Annotated in this window: 11 protein-coding genes; 2 read left to right on the top strand and 9 right to left on the bottom strand. The window is 53.2% G+C overall.

All coding sequences use genetic code 11. The features are described 5' to 3' along the window. The 3 genes from U869_RS0112605 to macA all read right to left on the bottom strand — a co-directional run. On the bottom strand, window positions 1-9,123 hold a 9,123-nt coding region (locus U869_RS0112605), incomplete at its 3' end, for a non-ribosomal peptide synthetase (protein WP_025119875.1). Window positions 9,124-9,329: 206 nt separating this feature from the next. Beyond that, window positions 9,330-11,276, bottom strand: coding sequence for a macrolide ABC transporter ATP-binding protein/permease MacB (macB, locus tag U869_RS0112600; RefSeq protein WP_025119876.1), 1,947 nt, complete (start codon window positions 11,274-11,276; stop codon window positions 9,330-9,332). Further along, on the bottom strand, window positions 11,273-12,385 hold the full coding sequence (gene macA, locus U869_RS0112595; protein ID WP_025119877.1) for a macrolide transporter subunit MacA: 1,113 nt from the start codon (window positions 12,383-12,385) through the stop codon (window positions 11,273-11,275). Before macA ends, macB begins: the two co-directional genes overlap by 4 nt. A 924-nt stretch (window positions 12,386-13,309) precedes the next feature. On the opposite strand from macA, the gene U869_RS0112585 reads away from it, so the two are divergent. Both U869_RS0112585 and U869_RS0112580 read left to right on the top strand, forming a co-directional pair. Continuing rightward, the gene (locus tag U869_RS0112585) at window positions 13,310-14,713 is read left to right on the top strand and encodes a Xaa-Pro peptidase family protein (protein ID WP_025119878.1); all 1,404 of its coding nucleotides are present in this window, start codon (window positions 13,310-13,312) and stop codon (window positions 14,711-14,713) included. A 201-nt stretch (window positions 14,714-14,914) separates the two neighbouring features. Further along, window positions 14,915-15,319 (top strand): hypothetical protein, encoded by a 405-nt coding sequence (locus U869_RS0112580; RefSeq protein ID WP_025119879.1) that lies wholly within the window; start codon window positions 14,915-14,917, stop codon window positions 15,317-15,319. Window positions 15,320-15,459: 140 nt separating this feature from the next. Here U869_RS0112580 and U869_RS32200 read toward each other — a convergent pair whose 3' ends face one another. The 6 genes from U869_RS32200 to U869_RS0112550 all read right to left on the bottom strand — a co-directional run bounded on the left by U869_RS32200 (window position 15,460) and on the right by U869_RS0112550 (window position 21,340). Continuing rightward, window positions 15,460-15,855: a hypothetical protein gene (locus tag U869_RS32200; RefSeq protein WP_025123981.1), complete on the bottom strand. Its 396-nt coding sequence runs from the start codon at window positions 15,853-15,855 to the stop codon at window positions 15,460-15,462. Between the two features lie 511 nt (window positions 15,856-16,366). Then, a complete protein-coding gene (locus U869_RS0112570; RefSeq protein ID WP_025119881.1) occupies window positions 16,367-16,897 on the bottom strand; it encodes a fimbrial protein in 531 nt (176 codons plus the stop codon). A 15-nt stretch (window positions 16,898-16,912) separates the two neighbouring features. Beyond that, window positions 16,913-17,401, bottom strand: a complete 489-nt coding sequence (locus tag U869_RS0112565; RefSeq protein WP_025119882.1) for a fimbrial protein — start codon at window positions 17,399-17,401, stop codon at window positions 16,913-16,915. A 13-nt stretch (window positions 17,402-17,414) separates the two neighbouring features. Further along, window positions 17,415-17,939 (bottom strand): fimbrial protein, encoded by a 525-nt coding sequence (locus U869_RS0112560; protein ID WP_025119883.1) that lies wholly within the window; start codon window positions 17,937-17,939, stop codon window positions 17,415-17,417. Between the two features lie 63 nt (window positions 17,940-18,002). Continuing rightward, a complete protein-coding gene (locus U869_RS0112555) occupies window positions 18,003-18,752 on the bottom strand; it encodes a fimbria/pilus periplasmic chaperone (protein WP_025119884.1) in 750 nt (249 codons plus the stop codon). An 11-nt stretch (window positions 18,753-18,763) separates the two neighbouring features. Then, complete coding sequence (locus U869_RS0112550) at window positions 18,764-21,340, bottom strand: outer membrane usher protein (RefSeq protein WP_157834732.1); 2,577 nt, start codon at window positions 21,338-21,340, stop codon at window positions 18,764-18,766. Between the last annotated feature and the right edge of the window lie 64 nt (window positions 21,341-21,404).

Raw genomic sequence — 21,404 nt, 5'->3', positions numbered from 1 at the left:
GAATTCAATCGGTATTGACAGATAGTCACATTCCGTGCGATTACCCCGGTAAATGAGGTGATCGTATTGCGCGGGATCCAGATACTGGACCGCCGACAGGGAACCTCCTCGATCGCACAAGGCACTCAGCTGGCTCAGGATATGCCGGTAGGTGGCAATATAGTTCTGTACCGTCTGCGCGCTGAACAGCGAAGTCGCATAGTTGAACACACCGCCGATCGCCTCTTCACTGTCATCCATCATCACGGTCAGGTCGAACTTCGCGGCCTTATAGGCTCCGTCTTGCGCGTCATACTGCTCAAAACGGCCTTCCCCCGCCGTGCGTCCCGCCGCACCAAACGACTGGAGGCTGAACATCACCTGGAATATCGGGTGCCTGGAGCTGTCTTTTTCCGCCTTCAGCACCTCCACCAGTTTTTCAAACGGCAGATCCTGATGGGTGTGCGCCTCATTCACCTGCTGTCCCGTCTGGTCGATAAACGCGCTGACCGGCTGACTGGCGTCTATCTGGCGTCTCAGCACCAGCGTATTGACGAACAGCCCCATGGTTTCTTCCACCCCAGGGTAATGCCTGCCTGCTATCGGCGTTCCCAGCACGATATCCTGCTGGTTGCTGTATACCCCCAGCAGCAGGTAATAGCCACTCAGCAGCACCGTGTACAGGCTGACGTTCAGCGACGCAGCCAACGCCCGCAGGTCGGCGCTGGTCTGCTTATCCAGTTGGAAGGTGATATCGTCACCGCGATAGTCCATCTGCAACGGACGGGCATGGTCTGTCGGCAGGTTGAGTGGCTCATAGTCGGCCAGTTGGCTATGCCAGTAGGCCAGTTGCCGCTCCAGCGTGGCACCTTGCAGGTACTGGCGCTGCCACAACGCAAACTCCCGATACTGAACCGGCGGCAGCAGCAACTCGTCGTTGATCTCCCCGGCGCATACGCGGTAGTAGTGCAGCAACTCTTTGAGCAACAGATCCACAGACCAGCCGTCAAACGCGATGTGGTGAATGACGATGCTGATGTAGTGGGTCCCCGCCAGCGTATGGCCGTGGACGGCAATCGGGCATTCCCGCGCCAGATCAAACACCCGGTGCTGATGGTCGTGCAGCCGTGCATGCAGCGTTGGCAGGCTGTCGCACTGGGTGCTCGGCATCGCCAGCGAGCATGACTCTGCCGACAGGATATGTTGATACCCCTGCCCTTCGTCATCGCACAAGATCAGCGTGCGCAGCGCTTCATGCCGGGCAACCACCTTCACCAGCGCCTGCGCGACGTACTGCGGATCGGTACTGGCCTGCAGCTTGAGCGTCAGCGGGATATTGTAAGCGTTGCTACCCCCCTCATAAGTATCGATAAACCATAACCGCTCCTGGGCAAACGACAGCCGCTGCTCCTGAGGCCGGGCGATCTGCGGTGCCTCGATGATTTGACTACCCAGCGCTTCGCCGTCGATAAAGGCCGCCAGTGCCCGGATGGATTTCAGGCGGAACAGGTCGGAGACGTGCACGTTTTTTTGCAGCGTCTGGGTTAAACGACCCGTCAGCTTGATCGCCAGGATGCTGTTGCCCCCCAGACGATAGAAATCATCAAGGACACTGAGGCTGTCTTGTGGAATGTCGAGCAGCTCCGCAAAGATCTCGGCCAGTTGGTGCTCGGTCGCGCTCTCTGGTGCCACCCGGTCGGCCTGCGCCTCAAAGGTAGGCACCGGCAACGCGGCGCGATCCACCTTGCCATTGACGGTCATCGGCAGAGAGGTCAGGTGGATCAGGGCCGACGGGATCATGTAGTCAGGCAAAGCCTGTTGCAGATGGTCGTGCAACGTATCCTGTTCCAGAGGGGCCTGCGCGACGTAGTATGCCGTCAGGTGGGCGTGCCCGTCCTGATTGCGTCTGGCCACAACCAGCGCCTGATGGATGGCAGGATGTTCTACCAGCCGGGCCTCGATCTCCCCTGGCTCGATACGGAACCCACGGATTTTGACCTGGAAGTCAGTACGGCCCAGGTATTCGATGTTGCCGTCCGGTAAATAGCGCCCTCGGTCGCCGGTTTTGTAGAGTCGAGCACTGTCAGCATCGCTGCACAAAGGATTGGCAATAAAGGCGTCGGCGGTGGCCTGTGGATTGTTCAGATAGCCACGCCCGACGCCAGCGCCACCAATATAAAGTTCACCAATCGCTCCCTGCGGAACCGGGCGCAGGTGATTGTCGAGCAGATATAGCTGGGTGTTACTGATAGGTCGGCCTATCGGGACGGTATGATCAAACACTTCCGACGCCGCATTGGTTAAATAGCTGGTAGCAAAGGTCGTGGTTTCCGTCGGTCCATAGACATGAACCAGCTTGACCTGAGGGTACAGCGCCCTGAAACGATTAACATGGCTCACGGATACCTGCTCACCGCCAAACAGCACATAGCTCAATGATTGCAAAGCAGGCAGTGCCGCATCGACTAACGTATTAAAGAATGCGGTGGTCACAAAGAAATTGGTGATCTGGCGATCGACAATAAGCTGGGAAAAACGGTTTAAATCCAGAATGTTGTGCTTATCGGCCAGCACTAACACGGCACCGTTTAGTAGCACACCAAAGATGTCATAAATTGAGGCATCAAACTGATAACCAGAAATACCCAGAATGCGATCGTGCTCGCCAAGCTCTACATAATTGGGGTTGATCACCAGTCGATTGACGCACCGTTGCTCGATTAGCGTCCCTTTCGGACGCCCAGTGGTACCACTGGTATAAATCACATAAGCCAGATCGCTGGCGCAGGTGCTGTTACACGGATTATCGGTAGAGTAACGCGCCAAATGCCCCGCAGTTTCTGGTGTATCCAGCGATATAAGCAGCATGTCTGGTGCCATGTGGCCTAATGTTTTCACATCGTGCTGTTGGCAAAGCACCGCTTTTACGTTGGCGTCCGCGATAATAAAAGCATTACGCTCATCGGGTGAATCCGGGTCGATCGGTACATAGGCCCCGCCCGCTTTCAGTATCGCCAGTATGGCAACGACCAGTTGCTCACTGCGATCCAGATAAATAGCCACCAGATCGTTGGCGCGAATATGACAGGTTTCCTGCAGATAATGCGCTAGCTGATTCGCTTGCTGATTTAACTGCGAGTACGACAATGCCAGGTTGTTAAACTCTACGGCGATATGATCGGGTGAGAGCGCAACACGTTCTTCGAAAAGCGTAGCGAGGGTTTTATCACAGTCGTAAGGTCTGCGAGTCTCATTCCACTGATGGATCATCATTTGGTACTGCTGCGCTTCCAGGTAATTCAGCTCATTTTGTGGCTGCTGCGCACCATGAATAATATTCTCAACCAGCGTGCTCATCGTGTTCAGCAACTGTGCGATCGTCGCATCGTCAAACAGTTCGCCGGCATAATGTAGGCTTAACGCCAGATGCTGCTGTTCAAGTACCGTGATCACCAAAGGATAGTCTTGCTTCTCTTTGGCGCTGCCGAAATGCAGCCGCAATCCGCCCTCAAGCTCCCCGCTGGGCATTGGGTAGTTTTCAAATACAAACAACGAGTTGAACAGGCGGTTGCCCGAAGGTTGCAACTGTGCCAGATTGACATGGCTGCGGCTATTCGCTTCGTGGATGTCGTTTTGCAACTGTTGAATGGCCGTGAGCACCGTCACTTTTTGCTGATGGTCGACGATCAGCGGGAGCGTATTGATCAGTAATCCTACCGTCTGTTCTACCCCCTCGACAGGCAGGTTGCGGCCTGAAACCACGGTGCCAACGATGCTCGCAGGATTGCCGGAGAAAATACTGAGCACTTTATGCCAGCAATATTGTAATACCGCATTTACGGTAACGCCGTTCTCCGCGCTGAAAGACTTCAGTTGCTGATAACCCTGCCCCGCAAAAATCAGCGATTTTTCTTTCGCTATTTTTATATGTTTGTATTCATTTAAATGAACCTGCTTCGCTTGCCCGCACAGCAAGATATTCAAATCTTCAGGCTCATCCAGCCGTGTCAGATAATCCCGCCAGTAATGTAAATGGTCGGTGCGGTGAGCCTGCATATAGCGCTGAACTTGATGAAAACCAGTGTCGGATGCTTGATCCCACGGCTCATTACGCAATAAGGCCAGGTAACGTTTATGCACGGCTTCAATCAGTAGCGGGTTACTCCAGCCATCCAGGATGGCGTGATGACAGCTGAAGATGCAGCGGTAACGCTCATCCGCATTCTTGACCACATAGACACGGAACAACCCACCGATCGACAAATCGTAAGGCTGTGCGCGATCTTGGGTACATAAGTCGCTGAAGAATTCGCTCTGTTGCTCCGAACTCTGCTCGCTGAGATCGAAGAATTGCCAGTTCATTGGGGCATGGGTATCAACAATCTGCACCAGTTCTTCATGCCAATCAAAACGTGAGCGCAGCGTTGGATACTGCTGCTGTGCCTGCAACCACGCCTGTTTCAGACAGTCGATATCCAGCGCATTGTCATAGTCCCAGAACATCTGGCTATGGTAGGCATCGTCAATGTCGCCCTGCGAGACAGCATGATAAATGAAGCCTTCCTGCAAACTGTTGGCCAGATAAACCGACTCCAGTTCGCTATCACGCTGCAAACCATCGAGCGTCTCTTGAGAGATCACTCCTTCAATATCCTGCGCTGTCAGGTAAGTGCGATTTTCCGCCAGCAACCGTCCAATAGCGCATTCGATCGCAGCAAGATAATGGTTGGTCAGCTGTTGCAATACTTCATCTGGCAGATAACCAGAAAGACGAACCCTCAGCTCCCCGCCAATAACGCCCGCGTTGACACTCAGCAGTTGCGCTTCACCATTTTCATGCGCAACGGTTTTACCACTGTCCTGTGGGCTGAAGCACCAGCCCTCCTGCTGCGACTCATCAAAGCGCCCTAAATAGTTAAAGGCGATCGGTGGCAGATGGTCCGCCCCATACCCGATCAGCGGCGCAAATCCAACGCCCCGACGAGGGATCCCGGCCAGGCTCTCTTTTACGCTGACGATCCGTTTAAGCCAATCGCCATCGCAGCTCAGGCGGACGGGGTACATATTGGTCAACCAACCTACCGTACGGTTGATATCGACACGGGCATCAAGCGGTTCTCTACCATGCCCTTCCAAAGTCAGGTACTGCGTATTCAACCCGGTAAACGCGCCGAGTACCTCAACAAAACTTGCCAGCAGAATATCGTTAACCTGCGTATTGAGTACTGGATGGATCTTGCCCAATAGGCTCTGCGTTAACGGTTTGCTTAACGACAACTGGTGTTGACTTAGCGATGGTGCAGTGAAAAGTGGCGCTAACCGTTGGCGATATTCCTCCAGGCCACCGATCACCTGATGCCAATAAACCGATTCTGCCTCGGCTCCCTGATGGTTGGGGTAGTCCTGTACCTGAGCCGCCCATTGACGGTAACTGGTGGGTTTATCGCCTAAAATTGTCACCGGATCGTCAATCTCCGCCGCACTCACTTCCAGCGCCCGGTAAATGGTTTCCAGATCTTGTTTGATGATATGCCAACTGAGCGCATCAATAATCAGGTGATGGAAAGCAAAGTGTAACTTTGCGCGCGCCGCATTTTCGCCGGTGATATAACCCACATGGCACAATTTGCCGCCAAAGATATCAAACTCGCTCTGCCACTGATTAAACAGCGCGATTTCCTGTTCGGCATTGATGGCGTGATCAATCACCGATAGCGGTATTTCACCGTTTTCTGGTTGGTATTGCTGACGGTAACCCCCTTTGCTGTCACGCACAAAGGTAAGCCTGAGCGCATCATGATAGGCAAATAGCAGTGCCAGACTCTTGTTGAGTATTGCCGTATCCAACTGCGGAACATCCAATACAAAGGATTGGTTCCAGTGTTGATAATGGGCAAAAGTGCCGTCATCAAGCCGATCGAAGAACCATTTCTGGATTGGCAGGAATGGCACTGGGCCTTGCAATAGCCCCGGTTCGGAGAGATGTTTGATTTGCTCTGCATCACCGTCAAAAACGATACTCTGGGCCAGCAAGCGGACGGTTCTGCAATCAAAGATATCTTTTACCCGTATCGTACCCTTTAACCTTTGACGAACCATTCTGACCATCTGAATGGCGCTGATACTGTCACCACCCAACTTGAAGAAATCATCATTGGTACCGACATTGCCTGACGTCTGCCCCAGGATTTCACCATAGATTTGGCACAGCTCAATTTCCAGCGGGCCTGCTGGCGCAACATAATCATCCTGGCCACTCCAGTCCGGCTGCGGCAACGCAGCGCGGTTTAATTTGCCATTAACCGTCAGAGGGAAGGCCGTTAGATGGATATAAAGCGCCGGGATCATATACTCGGGTAAACAACCGCTCAGGTGTTCGGTTATCCGTTGCTTGTCCAATGCCACATCTGCAACATAGTAAGCGACTAATGACAGCACTCCTGTCTGCAGTCGATGCGCAACGACCGCGGCTTGAGTAATTTCCGGGATCTGAGCAAGCTGCATTTCAATTTCGCTTGATTCAATTCTGAAGCCACGGATCTTGAGCTGAGCATCACGCCTGCCGATATACTCGATATTACCGTCAGGCAGACGGCGGACAAGGTCACCCGTTTTATACAGTCTTGCTGCCCCATGGCGCTGCTGTTGCTCGTCGCTCTGGAATGGATTGGCGATAAAGACCTGCTCGGTTTGTTGTGCATCATTCAGGTAGCCACGAGCCAAACCAACACCGCTAATGTAGAGCTCACCGATCACGCCGACGGGGACTGGCACCAGGTGCGGATCGACAATATGCACATCGAGATTGGGCAACGGCAGGCCAATATTGAGATTGCTGTCACCACATTGGTAATAGTGCAACGTCGCACAGACGCTGCTTTCCGTCGGGCCATAAGCATTAATGACCGTGGTTCCCTGTAAACGATAACGCTCCATAATCTCACGGTTACAAGGCTCTCCAGCCACCACCAGCGTAGCGAGGGGCAACAGGCTGTTTTTGTCCAATAAAGCTGGCGGGATCGTGGCGATATCAATGTGATGCTTGGCAATATAGTCAGCCAACGCGTCAAAATCCTTGCGCTTGTCTTCCTGCAAAATATGCAACGCATGCCCATTGGCAATGGCCGTAAATAACTCGGAGACGTGCGCATCGAATACATAGGCCGCATACCAAAGACATTGCTTCACCGACACGTCACTGGGTGCCAGGCCAAAAGCTTCCCCCTGAGCCAGTGCCAGGTTGATCAGCCCCGCGTGTTCAATCATGACGCCTTTAGGCTTACCTGTGGTGCCACTGGTATAAATGACATAGGCCAACTGGGTCAATGGGATGGCAACACCCAGATCTTCAGCTCGCTGCAGGGCAGCCAGTTCGCGCTGGAATTTGGGATCGTCAACGGCCACAACCGGTAGCGACGGTAGGTCGGTAATCTGATTGAGATAGGTCAGGCTTGCACTGTCACACAATATGGCTTTAGCGCCAGTGTCCTGCAAAATAAAGCCCAGCCGGCGTTCTGCCTCGCCTGGGTTAAGGGGGACATAGGCGGCTCCCGCCTTAAGGACTGCCAGTATAGATACTGGCATCGCCGCCGATTTTTCCAAACAGAGGGCGACCAAATCGCCGCAATTAACCTGCAGCTCATGCCTAAGGTAGTTAGCCAGACGGTTGGCCTGCTCATTTAGCTGCTGATAGGATAAGACCTCATCCCCGCAGATGATGGCGTGACGTGTTGGGAAAGCCGCAGCAATCTGCTCAAATTGTTCGACAATAGAATGTTGTGGTGCTGGAGTTGCCACTGAGGCGTGAAGAGAGTATTGCTCTGACGGCCGTTGAGAGACCAGATTGATGTTATTTATTGGCGTATCTACTTCGCCCGCGGTCAGTATATCCAGCGTGTTAATAAAGAGATGGCGATAGAGTTCGATCAGGTTTTCAACCAACGATGCATCCAGCACGCGACGATCAAACCTGACGCGATAGTTGATACCCCTCGCTGACACTTCCTGCTCAAAAAGCAATGTGCTGACCAGATCAATATGAAACTGGTGATTGAGCGTCTCATCCACAATGCCGCTAAAATGCGTCCGATGATCGCGCAGGAAAGTTTGGGCAAAAGCGACATCCAGCAGGCCGGTGCCTGCACCACAGGCAAGGATCTCAGGGACGGGCAGATACTTGGCCTTGGTCTGTTTTAAGGATTTGAAAAATTGATGAACACCGTCAATAACGCTGCGCATTGTCGACTCATCCGTGAAGCGATAATCGATGGCCAAGGTATTGATATGCGCACCATACATCAGTTCCTTGCCTTCCGATATTGCTACCGGATAAGCGAGCGCAACGGCTTTTTGCCCGGACATTTTATGTAGCAGCAGGGCCATGACCATTTGCCCAAACAGGTAAGTGGTCAACTTATACTTACGCAGTAACTGTTGGACACGTTGGCTACATTGTTGATCAAAACCAAACAGTAACTCATCGATCTGAGGCCGTGTTGCCGTGGTTACAGGCTGCTGGCTCGTTTTTAAAAAGCGTAAATCGACACCGTCAAGATCACGTAAACGCGTGCGCCAAAATTCGCGCATCTGCTCGCCTTTTTCCTCCAACTGCGTGGTGAAGTTATGGCAAAGCTGCTGATGCATAGCGCCCTGGACCTGCAATGACGGCACCTGATAGTCAATACCGTTATAACGTTTACGCCATTTGTCCCAAATCGCCTCGGTACTGACACCATCGATAACAATATGGTGGAAGATCATCAGAGAGCGGTAGCGTTCAGCACCGAGGGTGATCAGATGTACCCGAACCAGAGGTCCATTGCGCAAATCAAAGGGTGCGGATACCAGCTCAAAGATCTCTTCATCCGTCAGAGCGGACTCATGATAGGTAATTAAATTGTAAACGGGCTCTCTAGGTACCCAAAACGGCCCATCTGGACCTTCATCAATATTATGTCGAGTAATAAAGTGTTCGTTGAGCATTTGCTCAAAGCTAGCGCCGTATTTTTGCCTATCTAATTCCCCCTCAAGGGTAATGTCTGTCACAATATTGTAATCACTGCGACCAGGATCCTGTAACCACTCATGATAAAAAATCGTCTGATAGGGGGTAAGCGTGATCAATTCCATATTTCCTTTCATCATGGTTATTACTCCTTGAGAGATATCATTCGCAAATAAACTACGAAACTTGAATATGCACAGCCTGAGAGGGGTTGCCGTTTTACGGCAATAACTGCCATCTGCATGACATGGTGTCATTCAGCATTTATCGGGTTCACCCCACCTCGCCCAGCCCAAATAATGGCCAGACGAGATCACTAATAATAGTTAGGTTAGCGTTTGGCTTATTATTCGCGCGCCAATGCGTCAATCGGATCCAGCCGCGCCGCACTGCGGGCAGGTAGATAACCAAACACGATGCCAATACCGGTGGAACACAGGAAAGCCCCCCACAAAGCGGTTGGCGGGAAGCTGATCTGCCAGCCCGGCATCGCCCACTGCACCAGTTGGCCAATGGCGAGTGACAACGCGATCCCCAAAGCGCCGCCTACCAGACAAACCAGCACCGCTTCGATCAGGAACTGTTGCAACACATCGCCTGAACGTGCCCCTACAGCCATACGTATACCAATCTCACGCGTCCTTTCGGTTACCGAGACCAGCATGATATTCATCACCCCAATTCCCCCGACAACCAGTGAAATCACCGCGACCAGCGCTAAAAACAGTTGCATGGTGCGGGTCGTCTTCTCTGCCGTTTGCACCAGGTTATCCATGTTGTAGGTAAAGAAATCTTTCTTGCCATGGCGTAACGTCAGCAAACGCGTCAATTGCTGCTCTGCTTCCTGGCTGTTATAACCATCACGAATGCGCACGGTAATCGAGTCGAAGTAGTCATTCCCCGTCAGCCGGTTGGCCATGGTGGTATAAGGCACCCACACATTGAGCATCTTGCTGCTGCCAAACATTGACTGCTTTTGCTCCGCTACTCCCACCACGGTCGCAGGCATATTGCCCACCAGGATCACTTCGCCTATGACATTTTTCCGCAAAGGGAACAGCCGACGTTGCGCGTTGGTATCGATCACCACCACCTGCGCCCCGGACTGTACCTGCCCGATATCGATCCCTGCCCCCTGAGAAAAAGCCATACCGTAAACCCGGAAATACTGCTCACTGATACCGGAAACATTCGCCGCCACATCAATATTGCCAAAGCGCAAACGCATACTGCTGCGGATAGTCGGTGACAGCACGCTGACATAAGGCTGTTCACGCAGCGCACTGAGATCGTCATATTTCAACGCCTGGCGAAGAGTTGGGTCATCATCACCAAAATCCTTGCCGGGATAGATATCCACGGTATTGGTGCCGATGGATTTGATCTCGGCCAACACGCTCAGTTTGGCCGCATCGCCAATGACCAGGATCGAGATGACTGAAGCGATACCAATGATGATCCCCAGCATGGTCAGTAAGGTGCGCATCTTGTTGGCCGCCATTGCCCACCAGGCCATCATCATCGCCTCACGGAAACGGTCGGTCATCTGCTGCCAGGAAGGGGACTGGGTTGTCAACGCCAGCGTTTTCGCCGCTGATCCCGTTTTTGACAAGGGGCGCGAGTCACTTATGATTGCCCCATCGCGGATTTCGATAACCCGCTCAGCCTGCCGCGCAACCGCCGGATCGTGCGTGACGAGGATCACGGTATGCCCCTGTGCACACAGTTGCTTGAGGATCGACATTACCTCTTCGCCGGAATGGCTATCGAGCGCGCCAGTTGGCTCATCCGCCAAGATCACCTGGCCACCGTTCATCAATGCGCGCGCAATGCTGACGCGCTGCTGTTGTCCACCAGAAAGCTGGCCCGGACGGTAGGCAATGCGCTCCCCCAATCCCAGGCGCGTTAATAAGGCCGCAGCTCTTTCTCGCCGAACCTGGCTACCCAGCCCAGCGTAAATGGCAGGCACCTCGACGTTATGCACCGCACTCAGGTGGGGCAACAAATGATAACGCTGGAAGATAAACCCAAAGTGCTCGCGGCGCAGCTCGGCAAGCGCATCACCATCAAGCGCAGCCACGTCCTGCCCAGCCACGCGGTAAGTCCCGGCACTGGGTTTGTCCAGACAGCCGAGGATATTCATTAACGTTGATTTGCCGGAGCCCGAAGCGCCCATGATGGCGACCATCTCACCGGCATCGATCCGCAGGCTGACGCCTTTCAGTACTTCCAGGGTTTGATCGCCAGATTGATAGCTACGCCGAATTCCACTCAGTTCCAACAGCGCCGTCATCCTTTGGCCTCCACACCGTCGTGGCTGACGATCACCTCTTCACCGGCTGTTAGCCCACTGACAATCTGCACATCCAGGTTGTTGCGAATGCCAATGGTCACTTCCCGCTGCTCTGCTTTACCCTGATGCAGTACCGAAACGTGGTAACGGCTATCGGCGATTTGATCCCCCAATGCCACCAGCGGGATCACCAGCGCATCGTTGACACCAGAAAGTTGGATCTGCACCTGCGCAGTCATTTGCAGACGCAACAGGCCTTGCGGGTTTGGCACTTCGAAGCGCGCGTAGTAGAAAATGGCGTTGTTGACCTTCTCTGGCGTGGGCTGAATATCTTTCAACACCCCCTCAAAGCGTTTGCTTGGATCCCCCAGCACGGTAAACCAGGCTTTCAGCCCCGGCTTAAGGTGGATCACGTCCGCCTCAGACACCTGGGCTTTCACCAACATGGTGCTCAGATCCGCCAGCGTCAGAATGTTCGGTGCCTGTTGCGCCGCGATCACCGTCTGCCCTTGCAAGGTGGTGATCTGCACCACGTCGCCGTCCATTGGCGCTTCAATGCGGGTATAAGCCAGATTGTTCTTGGCGGTGTCCAGGCTGGCCTGATTTTTAGCGATCTGCGCCTTGGTATTGTCCACCTGCGCCATTTTCACCGCTAGATCGGTCGTCAATTGATCCAAATCCTGACGCGACACCACTTGTTTGCTGGCTAGTTCACGGTTACGCCGCAAGGTGACCTCTGCCAACTGGCGTTCTGCCTGCGCCTGTTGCAGCTGGGCCTGTAATTGCAGGATCGTGGCTTCGCCCTCACGAATGCTGTTTTGCGCCTGCTGCGGATCGATAACGCCGAGCAATTGCCCCTTCTGCACTTTATCGCCAATTTCGACCTTCAGGCTGACAAGCTGCCCACTGACTTGCGCGCCCACGTCGACCTTGCGCACGGCATCCAGTTGCCCCGTAGCCAGGACGTTATATTGAAAATCGCGCTGCGCTACCTTAACCGTTTTATAATCCTCAGGTGGCAAATGACTAGAATACCGATAAACCAGCATGGCGAGCACCAGCAAAACGGTGCCGCCGATCAAAACGCGTTTTGTTCGTCCTGTTAACATAGGAATATTCCGTCTTAACTATTTATAATTTGTATATTGCTATTAATCTCGAGCCACCCAGCCCCTAATCGATTAAATCATCACGCAGATCTATAATAACTAAAACAACCTAGCACAAGATCAATATATTATGACGGACGTGTTGCTGGAATTATCAACAGCACCCTACTGTTCAGACGAACCAGCGTGGTGAAGCTCGCGAGCATAATGCACTAACCTCAGGACGATGAGTCCTGCTAAATAGACATAAGCAATTTGAACGCCTTACGGAGTGTTAAATTAAGGTTATATTGATTACTTTTTTTAGGTTACTTAAATTAATTTTTCAGGTCAAGCATTCAATATGAGGAATTCTTATGTTTTTAACAGATAATTCCCGAATTAAAACATCACACTAATAACCCTGCTATGTATTCATAAGAATTATCTCTATTCAATATCATGCTAACCAGCCATTTCATCGATTACCCCTATTCCTGTTTTTACGTTAATTCCTCTACATATAAGGCTTGGTCATGATATTTTTCAGGATCGGTCGCATTACGAGTAATGAGAATTATCCATACCAGGTTGTTGATAGTGCAGGGCAAACCATCGACCTTCCGCTGACCGCCGAGCAAAACGAATATGACCTGCTGACTGACTAAAAAATCGGCAGTACCTCCGTTTCCGGGTCGGAACCTGGCCAAGCCAACATGTAGCGGTATTATGAAAAGTTATTTAGAGGTGAACATATATGGGGGGTTCTAAAAAATAACTCACATTGAATGACATGTTATGAAACGGAAAATACACAATCTCGTCTCCAGCCCCTCCTCCTTAAGAGTTAAGCCGGTATTTCTGCCCGTCCACTGAGCCGTAAACATGCTATCTTCGATGTCACATTCGGTTGCTCAAAAACCACACTTGGCCAGAGAGGAACGCATGAAAAACCACGAAGTGAGATTGCAAAAAATCCAGGAGCCGCAACAGGACTGCTCTGGCGTTCCCATTGCGCTGACGGATGAAACCATCCAACAAAGAAAAAACAACATCCTCAACATGATGAAGCAGCGCGGGCTTGATCAACTGGTGATTTATTGTGATGTGGAGCACGGCAGCAATTTTGAATATCTGGTCGGTTTCTTCACCCGTTTTGAAGAGGCACTGTTGGTCATCAACGCCGATGGCGAAATGACGCTGGTACTGGGCAACGAGAACCTCAATAAGGTCACCAAGGCGCGAGTGCAAGCCAAAGCCGTACACCTCTCTCAATTTTCACTGCCTAACCAACCTGGTAGAAACGATAAGTCGATTAAACAACTGCTGATTGAAGCCGGCATACGGAAAAATGCCCGCACCGGCCTGGTTGGCTGGAAGATGTTTACCGATGGGCCGGAGCTCAACAAAAGTATCTATGACTTGCCGTCATTTATCGTCGATACCATCCGTAGCATCGTCGGCGATGAGGCCTGCTTATCCAATGAGACCGATTTGTTTATCGGCGAAAACGGCGTGAGAACGGTCAATAATGCCAACGAGGTGGCTCACTACGAATATGGTGCGGCATTAGCTTCAGATTGCATTCTGGATGCCATGAATAAGCTCGCCCCTGGCGTCACAGAGCAAGCGTTAGGGGATTGCCTGGTGCGCTATGGCCAGTACCCGAGTATCGTCACCATAGCTGCCAGCGGCCCACGCTTTATCAAGGGCAACCTGTTCCCAACCGCAAACACCGTGAAGTACGGTGATACGATCTCCTTAACCGTCGGCTATCGCGGCGGGGCCTCCAGCCGGGCGGGTTACGCGGTAAATGCTGATGGTGAGTTATCAGTAGAGGCGAAAAACTATCTAGATGCGGTCTCCAAACCCTATTTCGCAGCCTATGCCCACTGGCTTGAAGTGATTAGCGTGGGTATGCGTGGCGGCGAGCTGTTTGATCACGTGGAAACAATATTACCGCGATCGAAGTACGGTTGGTCGCTGTGCCCTGGGCACTTGACTGCTGAAGAAGAGTGGATGTCCTCTCCCATTTATGAAGGTTCGCAGCAACAACTGTTGAGCGGCATGATCTTGCAGATTGATATCATTCCCTCAGTGCCCAACTTCGGTGGCGTATCTGCCGAAAGCACCGTGCTACTGGCGGATGAATCATTGAAGCTGGAGATCCAACGGCAGTATCCACAGCTATGGCAGCGGATGCAGCAGCGCAGAACCTATCTGATCGATACGTTGGGAATAAAGCTGTCAGCGGATATCTTGCCAATGTGCAGCACAGTTGGCTATTTGCGCCCCTATTTGCTGGATAAGGAAAGTGCTTTTGTCTGGCAGGGCAATCGTGATAGTTGATGGCAGGCCATAACGGGCGCAGCGCACTGCGCCTCTAACTTAGAAGCTGGTCAGAAACCTTGAGTCGTGCGCTAGATCCCGTTTTCCAAATTATCTGACACCGGGGCTTGCTTGAGAGGCAAAAAAGGAGGTTTGGTAGAGGGGATGTTCAGTGGGGGCAAGACAACGCTCCAGCAGCAACTCCAGACAAAGGCAGACCCCATGACCGACTCATCCTCTTTGCCTAACACTATTGCGATGCCAGAAATCACTGGCGTCACCGTACCTCATGAAGGCTTGCATTATCTCCGACCAGAGCTGTTGCTGGACTTCATCAGCGTGACGCCTCTGCCGATGGTTTCCATCACGCCGGTGGCAGTGTTGTATTCTTCGATTGGCGTGCTGCAACGCATCGACCTGAGGAAAATCCCCATAGTGGTCAAGGGGCGGGTTATTTACCCCATTTGCCCCCACGCGCTACCCAACCTTCGGGCCAAGCTTGTCATCAATGGACCGTTTAAAAAGCTCAAATTTCAGGGAAACCTGATCCCGGTATCAGAAGCTCAGTCGGTAAGAAATATGACGCTCATTGGCGTGGCGCTGGAGTTCACGGTGCGCAAAACCTGACAATTGGCTGGTGGGTTAATGGCCCCTCACCCTAACCCTCTCCCAAAAGGAGAGGGGACCGATCGAGTTTGCTATCAGTTGCAGAAATTTACCTCAACACGGCACTGATTCAGCCAGTTATCGTGGCAAGCAGGAAAACGCTATGGCATGGTCAGGATCGCGGTAGCCGAACCGAAGAAATCACCCGCCTCCACGGCCCCCACTTTAGTCAGGGTAGAAGCAAACTCCAGCGGCATCTTGACGCCCGCCAAAGCATGTACTCTGACCCCGGTAGAACCACTCACGCCAGCAATGGTCAAGCGGGTTTGCAGGCTACCATCGCTTCGCAGATTAACCATACCGTTACCGGCCGACCCGGCAAGATAAACCATCACGTCCATTTCTTGCGTACAACGGACATAACCGGTCTGCCGGGCCTGATGTCCTTCAATATCCCTCAGTTGCACCTGGCCGTGGGTCAGCTCAAGGCTGGTGTCGGTAAACTCGCACTTGCCCACCGGCGGCGGTACGATCCCACATAGACTGCTGGCCATCATAGGGCTCCCAAACGCACCTGACGTGCCTGTTGACGCCTTAAAGTATATCCCGACGCATTCCTGAGTCACCGCTGGCCCGTTGTGGCTCTGGGTGCCGCTGCGAGGCAACGCATATCTGCGCTGAAAAGCAGCCCCTATATCGCCAACCGTCCGATACCCCTGAACACCATCAAGATATTCGTTACCATCCGAGACCCAGTTGCCGGCCTCCCCAGCATCACTATGTCGGTGGCCGATAAATACGGTACATTGTGACCACCCATAACAGGGGTTCGGCGTAGCATCAACGGTGTCCCAATATTCAATGGTCCACCAATATTTAGCATCTGAGGGCGTACCCTCACTGCGAGTAATATAAGAATAAATCGCGCTATTGGCACTATAGGCTGTCAGTAACATGACAGCTAACAGCATCACTCTAATGGCTTGCATAAATACCCCTGTGATCATCCCTTATCTACCGCGTACCTATTAGTGACGCCGTCGATTTCAGGGTAAGCCGTGTTACAGGCTACTCATATTCCAATAAGAACGTCGCGCTGGCGGTAAACTCACCAGGGTTAATGGTTTTTTGGTTAATCGCATCGGGTTCCCCCTGCACGTAGGTCCGCAGGTTAATGGTATTATTTCCCGTGATCAGCCCTTGGTTATAGCTACCAGTATTGAGCGCCACCTTATTCCCCTGTTGCGTTTCAATACCGATGCCAATACCGCTGGTCGTGCTAGCCCCGGATATCGCCAACAGGCCATTCAGTCTGCTGTTTTCCGTACCGGAAAAAGTCAACTTCACCATATTTCCCAGGCTAAGATCGCAATCATCAAGATGTAATACCAGCGGCACCCCTAGCGTACGGGTGTTGAGATAAAGATATTTCTCGACGATCGAACCAAAATCGATAGTGATATTTTCATCGGTGACTCGCAATGTGCACGGGTCAGCAATCAACGCCCCCCTGAAGCGTACGTTATCAACCGCCTGAGACATGCTGGAGAAACCACCAAGCCCTACCGCCAGGGACAGTAACAGTGCCGAAATTCGCATGATATGACCTCCCTGTTATTGATAGTCAGCCTGAAGCGTCGCCGCTGCTTCAAACGCGCCTTCCGTTAACACGATACCCGCCTGTTGCACCGGAACGGCCTTAAGTTGGGGTTTACTGGCCGGCGTGATGGTTATTTCACTGCCAAGCACAAAGGGCTGGCCGTCACGCAGGATTTTAATCCCCAGTCCGTTAATATTGGTTTGCACCGCCGCGTTATCAAAAGAGATGGGGTTTCCCGTCAACTTCAATTTCAACGCCCAGCTGTGAGTATTTGGCTCACAGACCAGATCGTAATTAATGTCCTGCATATAGTTGACGCCATCCACTTTTTTGACACCGACCTTAAGGCCAAAATCAACGATGATATTATTACCACTATTGATGGTACAAGGCGGTGGCTCAAGCAGCGTTCCCCGAAACTCCATATCGCCCCCAGCGGCAAATACCGCAGGTAAAAAGCCGCTTATACCCGCAGCCAGTAGGGATAACAGTAGAATTCGCATATCTTATGCTCCCTTACTGGTAATCAATTAATAACGTCGCAGAGGCGGTAAATTCGCCCCCCGTCAGAGTGGCCCCGCTACGCTTGACCGGCACCGCATACAACACCGGCTTATTGGGATAGCTGTAGTTAAACCAGGTATTGATATTTAGCTGTTGCGTCCCATAGTACAAAGCGATGCCCAGATCGCTTTTATTAGTGCTTAACAATCCGGTGCCAAAGCCAGCCGTGCCGCCCTGAATACTCATTTTCAGATCGTTGGATTTCTGGATGTCGCAATCCAGGCTATAGACAATGGTCTGCTTATAGTTGACGCCATCAATCCGGATAGTCATCACTTCATCGCCAAAATCCACCCGAATGGTTTGATTATTATTAATCGTACAAGGCGGTGGCAGTATAATGGTTCCCCTGATATTCACCGGCAACGCGCTGGCCGGAACGCTCGTCAGCAAGGCACTTAATAGCGCCCCCGCAAGACAGTACCCCGACATGCCCACCCGGCGATGCTTGCCAGGAACAGGATAATATTGTTGCATACGTTCTCTCCTTGCTGACCTGACCCGCGCCCTCTCCCTGCTACCTGGCACGACCGGCTTGAATTAACCCTTCTTCACCGGCACAACCTGACAGTTTGTTCCACCGCAATGGAACGTCAGCGCTGGGCGGCCGCCATAATCGTTGACGTAGGTCAGCACAGGCGACCCGCCTAATACCGATGCACTTACGCCTAAAGGAGCGCTACTTTTCGGCTCCAGCATCAGTGGCTCAAACCCCGTCGCGCTCACACCTTGCCTGCTGCCTGCGTCCACCAGCGTCACGTAGTACGGCGTCGGGTTGTTCACCACGTACTTGTCACCCTGCTTGGTCATCGTCAGCTGGTCCTGCCACGGCGTCGCCATTTCGGTCATCGTCTTCACCAGCGCCTGTGGCCGATAGAACAGCTTGATGCGCGTCTGCAACGCCAGTTGCAAGGTGTTAGCCTTCTCACTCTTCGGCGGGATTTCACGCAGGTTAAAGTAGAACAGCGTTTCGCGATCTTGTGGCAATTGGCTCAAGACAGGTAACGCCTGGACTTTTACTTGGCTCTTCGCACCCGGTTCGATGCGCTGTACCGGCGGCAGCACCGTTAACGGGCTGGTCACCTTGTTGCCCTTCGTATCCTCTATCCAGCCCTGCGCCAGGTACGGCAGTTGCGGGTTGTCATTGTTGACACTCAGGCTGACCGATTTATCGCCCCCCGGGAAGATAATCCGGGTACGATCCAGCGCAATGGCTGCGTGTGCCTGTGTCGTCAGTGCGCACAACAAGGTTCCGGCGACCAGCACCATCCCCGTATTCACTTTGTTCATGTCGTGTCTCATCATTGTGTTATCTCAGCCTTTGTCTGTACTGCGGCCAGGTCCGTGGTGTCCTTTTTAGGGGTGATCATCCGGCAAGGCAGCAGCAGATCATTCATGCCACTGGTTGGCAATGCCGCTGGCAAGGTCAACTCGCACTGCGCCTGGTCATCCCAATGAACCGTCATCTTCTCGCCACGCTCAATACCGCTCAGGTATACGCTGCCGCCGTCGCTGACGATCCCCACTTCGCGGTTTTTCAGGTTCTGTACCGTAGCGCCGAACGGCGGCATGGTGCCGTCCGCCAAACGGATCACCGCCATGGCCTTCTCACCAGAAATCACGTCGAATCGGCGATAGCCTATCGCCCCTTCCGTCAGCGTGGCCTGCACGACTGACTTCATCGCTTCGGCATTATCCGGCAGGTGGTCCAGATCGATATTCACCCTGTTACGGTAGTAACCGTTGATGTCCGCCACCACCGCTTTGCCGAATCGGTTGGTCCGCACCGGCGAACTGTAGTTGCGGATAGGGATATCGGCGACTCCGCCGGTATCAACCAGCAGGCGGGTTCCGCCCGGTATAGAGACCCGGTGCATCGCCGCACCTTCCGCAGTCGCCGTGACCCCACCTTGCAATGCCAATCCCACCGAGCTGTAGCTGCCCGATTGGGCGCTGGCGGTGGCATTAATCTGTGCCCAATCCGCGTCATGGCTGTAGTAACCACTGGCCAAGGCACCTTTACGTGTCCAACCAGTGCTCACCTGATAGCTGCCGCGATCGCCGACCCGATCGGAATAGCTGACCCGATGCGTATTGTCATTGCGATCCACCGTGCCGCTGTAGCTCACCGAACCGCTGTTACCCCAAGGCAGCGAGAGAGAAAGGAACACCCCGTCATCATTCTGCCCGTTGTACTGATTGCGGTAGCCGGTCAGCGACAGGCTAAGGTTCTTGAAGCGACCAACGTTCATATAACGCATCAGAGACAGGCTGTAGCGATCGTTGGCGTCCCGATCCCAATAGGTTTGGTGGTCATAGTTGAGGTTGGCCGTCATTCCCATTTCACGGAACTGCTGGCTGTAGGACACGGTGTACATCTCTTTGCCGCTCTGACTACGGGTACCGAGGTTACGCAGCTCCAGGAAGTCGCCCATGGTCATAAAGTTGCGTTCCGAGAAGCGGTAGCCGGCAAAGGTCACCTGACCACCAATCTGATCGAAGTTCTTCGAATAACGCAGGCGATAGGAGCCCCCGCTCAGCGTATCCCCCTGCGGCAAGCTCGCCCGCGACTGGGTCACGTCAAACGACAGTGCGCCAAACGCCATCAAATCGCGGCCAATACCCACCGCCAACGCGTTGTACTCGTCGCCGGCAACCACGCCGCCGCCGAACAGCGACCAGCCATTGCTGACGCCCCACGAAAATTCGCCGCTGCCAAACATCGGCCCCTGCGTGCGATGCCGCCAGTCGGTTGGCCGCCCGCTCGCCAGCTTGTAGCGCACCATACCCGGCCTGGTCAGGTAAGGGATGCTCGCCGTACTGATACTGAAAGCCTGTACGCTACCGTCCTGCTCCTCGATCCTCACGTCCATCAGCCCCGATACCGCATTGCTCAGATCCTGAATACGGAACGGCCCGGCAGGGACCAGCGCTTCATACAGCACCCTTCCCTGCTGGCTGACCACGACCCTGGCGTTGGTACGCGCCACACCGCTCACTTCCGGCGCATAACCACGCAGGTTAGGGGGCAGCATTGCGTCATCACTCACCAAGCTAAGCCCGGTGTAACGGAAACTGTCGAAGATATCGGAGTTCAGGAAGTCTTCACCCACCGTCAATTTGGCGCGCAACTGCGCGATCGCCCGGTAAGCGGTATATTGTGTCCACTCAAACTGCTGCGTGCTTGGCTGCCCCGAGCCAGTCTGGTGTTCGATCTGTGTTTGCCAACTTGCACGCAACCGCCAGCTTCCCGCATTGGCGCCCACCACCCCGTTACCGTTCAGGTTGTAGCCTTTCTCGGCGCCGTCGTTCTGCTGCTGACGCTGGCTTTGGGCATTGAGGTTGTAATCCAGTAACAGCCCAGGAATGCCGTTATCCCAGCGCGCCGGCGGATCCCAATCGGGAGAGCTGTACTCCAGATAGGCCTGCGGAATGCTGAGATAGAGGGTATTGCTACCCAGATCAGGGCGCACCGTCATCCCTTTCAGGCTGCCGAGCATCAGACACTGCCCGTTGTGCCACCAGGTCAGTTGACGGGTAAACTCTTCCTTGAGCCCCATCTGCTCCACCAAGGCGGCAGACAGACAGGCTTCGGTCACGTTCGGATCTTGTTCCGTCGGATAAAATGAGATCGATTGTTCCGGCAGTTCCTGCTGATTAACGTTGATCAGCAAACTGTAGTCGCCCGGCATCACGTAACCGCCACGGGAAAAACGCCCTAAATCGATATTGCCGCGCTCCTGAATATCGAGCACGTCGGTATTGAATTCGATGGGTTTGGCGGCTGAAACCTGGCCATTCACCAGTGCCAGCGCGATCAACAGCGGCAACAGGCGGGTGCGCGGAACCTGTACTCCTGCAAGTGGGGTGCTCATCATCCATTGACCTTTATGCGTTATAACTTTCCCGGGCGTTATGGTTGTTATTAAAGGGGATACCCTG

This window comes from Serratia sp. H1w (assembly GCF_000633355.1).
Lineage (GTDB): Bacteria > Pseudomonadota > Gammaproteobacteria > Enterobacterales > Enterobacteriaceae > Chania.
This window is presented reverse-complemented; position numbering and strand designations above follow the sequence as displayed.